This is a genomic window from Aeromonas sp. ZOR0002, assembly GCF_963866995.1.
GTDB lineage: Bacteria > Pseudomonadota > Gammaproteobacteria > Enterobacterales > Aeromonadaceae > Aeromonas > Aeromonas caviae.
The window spans coordinates 1-6522 of sequence record NZ_CAWMFQ010000136.1 but is presented as its reverse complement, the minus strand read 5'-3'; the positions used below and the strand labels follow the sequence as shown (position 1 = coordinate 6522).

Genomic DNA, 6522 nt, shown 5'->3' with positions numbered 1-6522 from the left:
CCATCCGCTCACCCTGCAGCGCCAGCCGGATCGGCGGGTCCTGCGTCTGGCCTACACCCTGGAGGTGGCACAAGGGGCCTTCGAGGTGCTCCGTGACTTCCAGTTGCAGGGCAACTTTACCGGCCTCATCCAGAAGGAGGGGTTCAGCCTGGTCGCCTTGGTGGGGGCCGGCGTCACCGACAACGCCGAGCAGTGCCACCGTTTCTACCAGCTGCTGGCGGATCAGCCTCTGGAGTTCGTGCAGGTGGCCAAAGACGGCCTGAGCCTGGTGGCCGTGCTGCGCCAGATCGTGCTGGAGCCGCTGCTCATCGCTCTGCACAGTGCCCTGTTCAGCCGCCCGACCCGGGTCGGGCTGGTGGTGTTCGGCAAGGGCAATATAGGCGGTCACTGGCTGGGGCTCTATGCCCGCGAGAAGGCGCGCCTCGAGCATGAGCTCAATCTGGCGCTCACCCTCTACGGGGTCTTCGACTCCAAGGGCGGGCTGCTGGACGAAGAGGGGCTGGATCCCCTCAAGGTACAGGACAACTTCAATCCCAAGCCGCTCATCTGGCCGGAGCTGCTCTCCCAGCTGGAGCAGCACAGTTTTGACTCCCTGATCGCGCTCGACATGACCGCCAGCGAGACGGTGAGCCGCTACTACCCGGACTTTGCCCAGCTCGGCATCCACATCATCGCCGCCAACAAGTTTGCCGGTGCCGCCGACAGCGAGTTTTACCAGCGCATCAAGCAGACCTGCCGCGACCATCAGGTGCAATGGCGCTACAACGCCACCGTGGGGGCCGGGCTGCCCATCCAGTCCAGTATCCAGATGCTGCGCCAGAGCGGTGACCGCATCCAGGGGGTCTCCGGCATCTTCTCCGGCACCCTCTCCTGGCTGTTCCAGCAGTATGACGGCACTCGCCCCTTCTCCGAACTGGTGGACGAGGCGTGGCAACACGGCCTGACCGAGCCGGATCCCCGGGAGGATCTCTCCGGTCAGGATGTGCGCCGCAAGCTGCTCATCCTGGCGCGGGAGGCGGGCTTCGAACTCGACTCCGCCGACATCGAGCTGGAGAACCTGGTGCCGGTGGCCCTGCGCAAGGTGACCGCCGATCAGTTCATGGACAGGCTCAAGGAGCTGGATGACCCTATCCAGACAGCCTTCGAGGGGGCGCGCCGGGTCGGCAAGGTGCTGCGTTATGTCGCCCGCTTCGAACACGACGGCAAGGCCCGCGTCGGGCTGGAGGCGCTGGAGCCCCATCACCCGTTTGCCAACCTCTTGCCCTGCGACAACGTGTTCGCCATCGAGAGCGACAGCTATCGCACCAACCCCCTGGTGATCCAGGGGCCGGGAGCGGGCCGGGAAGTGACGGCCGCCGCCATCCAGTACGATCTCTGGCAGATCTGCGCCAGCCTCTGAGGCTGCGTGACACGATGCAATGAGAAGAGGCGCCCCAGGGCGCCTCTTCTGTTATCGGGTGGCGGTGTTACCAGAACAGCCTGCCCAGAAGGGGGGCGAGCAGCACGGTGGCCATGCCGGCGATCATCATCACCATGCTGGAGACCACCCCCTCCTCGTTGCCCATCTGATAGGCCCTGGCTGTCCCGGCCCCGTGGGCCGAGGCACCAAAGCCCGCTCCCTTGCCAAGGCGGCTGCGGATGGCGAGCACGGTGAGCACGCTTTCTCCCACTGCCATGCCGATGACGCCGGTCAGCACCACGAACAGGGCGGTGAGATCGGCGTTGCCACCCACGGAACGGGTCGCCTCCACCGCGAAGGGGGTGGTGATGGATCTCATGGCCATGCTGCGTTGCAACAGCTCGGAGAGGTTGAGCCAGCGGGCCAGCAGCACTGTGCTGCCCACCGCCATCACCACGGACGCCACGACCCCGACCGAGAGGGAAAGCCAGTGGCGGCGCATCAGCTGGCGATTCTCGTAGACGGGCACCGCGAAGGCGACGGTAGCGGGGCCCAGCAGCCAGAGCAGCCAGTGGGATTCGGCCATGTAGTCCCGGTAGGGAATGTGGAACAACATCACCACGGCCACCAGCAGGGTGGGGGCCAGCAGCAGCGGCATCAGGGGCAGGATGCGCTTTTTGCCATAGAGCCACTTGCTGGCGTAGTAGAAGAGCAGGGTCAGGGCGAAGCAGAGCAGGCCGAGCAGGGTGTCAGACATGGCGGCGACTCCGGCGGGCCAGCTTCAGCTCGAGGCGATAGACCCTGTCCACCACCAGCGCCGTGGTGCCGAGCACCAGCACGGTGCTGACGATCAGGACCACCATGATGCGCCACCCTTCCTGCAGCAGCAGCTCCTGATAGTTGACCACGGCCACCACGGCAGGGACGAAGAAGAGCAGCATCTCCGCCAGCAGCCAGCGGGCCCCGGCACTGAACCACTGGGCCTTGACCACCCCGAGCAGGATGCAGACCAGCAGCAGCAACATGCCGGTGAGGTTGGCGGGCAGGGGCAGGTGCAAGGTGCGCACTGCGATGTCGGCCAGCAACCAGATGGCCGCCAGCAGGGCGATTTGGAAGGGGGTTTGCAACCAGCGAAGGCAGAGGGTTTTCATGGCAAGCGTCTTTCTGTGAACCTGCTCACAGTATAGAGAGGGACCAAACCTGCAAAAAATGAATTTAAATTATCAAAATCATGCCAAAGAGGCATGATTTAGCCAGCCATCCCCGTCAAGAGAGCACCATGGATATTCGAGCCCTGCGTTACTTCGTCGAGCTGGTGCGGGAGCAGAGCTTCACCCGCGCCTCCGAAAAGCTGTTCGTCACCCAGCCCACCATCAGCAAAATGATCCGCAACATGGAAGAGGAGCTGGGCCAGCCCCTGCTGAGCCGGGTCGGCCGCCGCTTCACCCTGACCGACAGCGGCCAGGTGCTGTTCACTCGGGCCCAGACCATCCTGGCGGAGATGCAGCAGCTGGAGGCGGAGCTGGCGGATCTGCAGAGCCTGCAATCCGGGCGTCTTGCCCTCGGCATCCCGCCCATGGTGGGCCATGTCTATGCGGATCTCATCCGTACCTATCGCAGCCGCTACCCCGGCGTGGAGCTCTCCATCGTCGAATATGGCGGGCGGCGCATCGAGCAGGCGGTGCTGGCGGGGGAGCTGGATCTCGCCATCACCATGCTGCCGACCAGGGAAGAGGGGGCCCTCTGCGCCCTGGATCTGGACAGTTACCCCATCCGGGTGGTGCTGCCGGACCTGCCCCGCTGGCGCGAGGGTGGCGAGATCCGGCTGGAGGCTCTGCGGGACGAACCCTTCCTGCTCTATACCCAGGCCTTCACCTTGAGCGAGCGGCTGGAGCAGGCCTGCGAGCAAGCCGGGTTCGTGCCTCAGGTGGCGGCCCGCAGCAGCCAGTGGGACTTCCTCACCGCCATGGTGCGAAGCGGCATGGGGGTCGCCTTCCTGCCGGAGCCCATCTGCCGGCGGCTGACGCCGGACGGCCTGGTGTTGCGCCCTCTGGCCCCGGCGCTGAGCTGGCGGCTCGGGGTGATCTGGCCAGGGGATCGCTACCTCTCCCGCACCGCCGAGGCCTGGCTTGCCCTGTGCCGCGAGCAGGGCTGAGGGAGGGGGGCTGGGGTTAGGGGGTCCCCGGTGACGCCATGCCTGTGACGAAGCGGGCATAGGCTGCGGAGTGTCGCACCTCCTCAATCTCGTCCCACACCTGTTGGCTGAGATCGGGGTGGGCTTGATGGAAGGGGTGGGAGAAGATGAGGTAGTAGGGTTTTTCGACCAGGGGAGGGGTGATCCGCTCGAGTGTGGCCTGCAACTGCGGGTGGGCGGCCAGGGTCCGTTCGGCGACCCCGGTTTGCAGGGCGGCGGCAACGGCGCGCTGCATCGCGACCTTCTTGAGCAGGATCAGTGGTTCCCTGCTGGAGTCATCCACCCTGACACCGCTCTCCTGCAGCTGGGCGACGATGGAGAAACCGGACTGCGCCGCAATGACGCCATGGGCGACGAGCTGCCGGCCATCCCAGCGAACCTGTCCGCCTTTTGGCTGGTAGAGGCTGTAGCTCTCGGTGAGCAGGCGCTTGGCGGGATCAGGTGCCCCCTGTCGCATGGGATAGACCCCTATGGTGCGAGCACGCTCTTCGCTGTAGCTCAGCTTGACGGCGGCATCGAGCTGGCCCTGGCTGACGAGGGAGAGGCAGCGTTTCCAGGGCAGGGGGGTGAGAATGATGGGATGCCCGATCCGGTTTGCCACCTCCTTGAGGTGGAACTGCACTATCCCCTCGCCGGACATCAGCAACCAGGGAGGCGAATCACTGTTCTCCATGCAGGCACGAATGCTGCCGGGAGCGGCCATGACGCAGGTCGGCAGCAACCAGAGCAGCAGCGCCAGGCAGAGAGTGCGCAAGGGGAGCCTGCCTGACAGGGGAGAACCGGCGAGCCAGTCAGGGAGCGATGCCAAAGTCATCCCTCATCGGGTCATAGAGATAGGCGCGGTAGTCGGTGCTCTCGTCGGGCAACTGCGGGTTGGTCAGCCGGAAGATCTGGCGTGAATCGAGTCGGGCAAAGACCAGGGAAGGCTGGAAATGTTGGCGCCAGAGGCGCTGCAGGGAGCCATCTTTCCAGGCCAGTTGCAGGCCGCGCAAAAGGCGCTCGCGCTCCTTGCTGTAGGTGGCGTGGCTGTAGAGGGAGTGGATGAGCGGATAGAAGAGGGCGACATGGCTATCCACGGTCAGCCCCGGCAGGCCGGGTCTGTGGTTTTTCCACTCGCTCAATATCTCGTTGGCACCACGGCAGAAGAGATCGATCCGGCCACGGGCCACCAGGCGAAACAGTGACTCATAGTTATCCACCTCCTGCACCCTGAAGCCGTTGTAGCGAAGGATGTCGGCATCCCGCCAGCCTGTGCCCACCCCTTGCGTGAACTGCTGCAACTGGGACAGGGTGTGAACCCCGGCCAGGGCCTGGGCACGGGCGCTGCCGACAAAACAGACCCGGTAGCCGAGCACGCCCAGATCGATGGGGAAGGGGACCAGGCTGACGCCGGGTTGAGGGATCTCCTGGGGCCAGCTGTCGACAATGAAGAGGGCATTCTTGCCCGGCGTTTGCACTTCGAGCCGCATCCTCGCCTTGTTCATCCTGATGGCGTCGAGCAGTTCATAGTCGCCGTAATCGGGCCGTGTTTTCTCCAGCGCCAGCCGCATCGCCGCCCGGTAATAATTCATGCGGACGTCCTGTTGGGTTTCCCCGGTGATCAGGGTGAAGCGGGTGGCCGCCATCGTGAGGGACGGGAGGGAGAGGGCGAGCAAAAGGAGCAGGATTCGATGCATCTTGACCGGGTTCGGCAACGGGATTGTGCCCAGTATAGACGGGCCATTCCCGTCGACACAGCGCTATCAGGCTCTGGCAGATCTGACCTCTTGATAAGGGGGTCATGCGGATTTCATCAAGAGACCCAGGCGACGACATAGCTGGCGCAGCGTCTGGTTGTCGAGGCAGCCAAAGCCGAGCAGCCACCCTTCCAGCGTCGGCGGGCCCAGGTAGAACTGGCCCAGATGGCGCAGCCCCAGCCCGCAGGTATTGGCGGCATTGGTCCAGCGCGCCTCGCCACCGGGGGGCAGCAGCACGGCGCACTGCAGGCCGGCGCCGCTGTGGATGGGGGTGAGCCCCGGGCAGTGCTCGGCCAGTTCCGCCAGCAGCAGATCCCGTCTGCTCTGGTAGAGGAGGCGGCTCTGGCGCAGGTGGGTGGCGAAGTGCCCGCCCCGGATGAAGTCTGCCGTGACCGCTTGCTGCAACTGGTTGCTGTGGCCGTCGACGGCGGCCCGGGCGCGGCAGAAGGAGTCCATCAGCGGCCTGGGCAGCACCAGGTAGGCGAGGCGCAGCGAGCCGAACAGCACCTTGCTGAAGGTGCCCACATAGATCACCCGCCCCTGGCCGTCGAGCCCCTGCAGGGCGGGCAGGGGACGCTGATCATACTGGTACTCCCCATCGTAATCGTCTTCCAGGATCCAGGCGCCGTGACGCTCTGCCTCGGCCAGCAGCGCCATGCGGCGGGGCAGGCTCATGGGGACGCCAAGGGGATACTGGTGTGCCGGGGTGCAGTAGATGAGGCGCGGTGCAGGATGATCCCCATGAGGGTTGAGCCCCTCTTCATCCACCGGCACCGGATGCACCCGGGCACCGGCGCTCTCCATGGCGGTGCGAGCCCCGGGATAACCGGGGTCTTCCACCCAGACGGTGTCACCGGCATCGATGAGCAACTGGGTCGCCAGCAGGATCCCCTGCTGGGAGCTGGTGAGGATCAGGATCTGATCCGGCTCGCACACCACGCCGCGGGACTGCACCAGATAGCTGCTGATGGCGGCGCGAAGTTCCCCAAGCCCCTGGGGATCCCCGTAGTTCATCCAGTCGCTGGCGCGCTGGCGCCACTGTTGCTGCATCAGCCGACCCCAGAGTGCCTGGGGGAAGAGACGGGGATCCGGCTGGCTGGAAGCAAAGTTGGTGCCCACCTCGGGCACGTCGTGACAGGCGCCACCCAGGGCCATCTCCTGGCCGCGGCGGGAGAGGCCAGCCGCTGACTGGG

Annotated in this window: 7 protein-coding genes; 2 read left to right on the top strand and 5 right to left on the bottom strand. The window is 65.4% G+C overall.

The genetic code is table 11. The features are described from left to right. Positions 1 to 1399: bifunctional aspartate kinase/homoserine dehydrogenase II (metL, locus tag AACR77_RS08255; RefSeq protein WP_042880751.1), on the top strand; the 1399-nt coding region annotated here is incomplete at its 5' end. Positions 1400 to 1466: 67 nt separating this feature from the next. Here metL and AACR77_RS08250 read toward each other — a convergent pair. After that, a complete protein-coding gene (locus AACR77_RS08250) occupies positions 1467 to 2156 on the bottom strand; it encodes an LrgB family protein (RefSeq protein ID WP_010675703.1) in 690 nt (229 codons plus the stop codon). Next, a complete protein-coding gene (locus AACR77_RS08245) occupies positions 2149 to 2550 on the bottom strand; it encodes a CidA/LrgA family protein (RefSeq protein ID WP_039040574.1) in 402 nt (133 codons plus the stop codon). Before AACR77_RS08245 ends, AACR77_RS08250 begins: the two co-directional genes overlap by 8 nt. 128 nt (positions 2551 to 2678) lie before the next feature. Here AACR77_RS08245 and AACR77_RS08240 point away from each other — a divergent pair, with 128 nt between their 5' ends. Then, complete coding sequence (locus AACR77_RS08240) at positions 2679 to 3554, top strand: LysR family transcriptional regulator (protein ID WP_042880749.1); 876 nt, start codon at positions 2679 to 2681, stop codon at positions 3552 to 3554. A gap of 16 nt (positions 3555 to 3570) precedes the next feature. On the opposite strand, the gene AACR77_RS08235 is transcribed toward AACR77_RS08240, so the two are convergent. The 3 genes from AACR77_RS08235 to pdxR form a co-directional block, all read right to left on the bottom strand. After that, positions 3571 to 4401, bottom strand: coding sequence for a substrate-binding periplasmic protein (locus AACR77_RS08235; protein WP_231563179.1), 831 nt, complete (start codon positions 4399 to 4401; stop codon positions 3571 to 3573). Continuing rightward, complete coding sequence (locus tag AACR77_RS08230; protein ID WP_042880754.1) at positions 4385 to 5269, bottom strand: hypothetical protein; 885 nt, start codon at positions 5267 to 5269, stop codon at positions 4385 to 4387. The genes AACR77_RS08235 and AACR77_RS08230 overlap by 17 nt, the downstream gene beginning before the upstream one ends. Positions 5270 to 5371: 102 nt before the next feature. Continuing rightward, positions 5372 to 6522 (bottom strand): MocR-like pyridoxine biosynthesis transcription factor PdxR (pdxR, locus tag AACR77_RS08225; RefSeq protein WP_042880746.1); only part of this gene is annotated, 1151 nt, incomplete at its 5' end.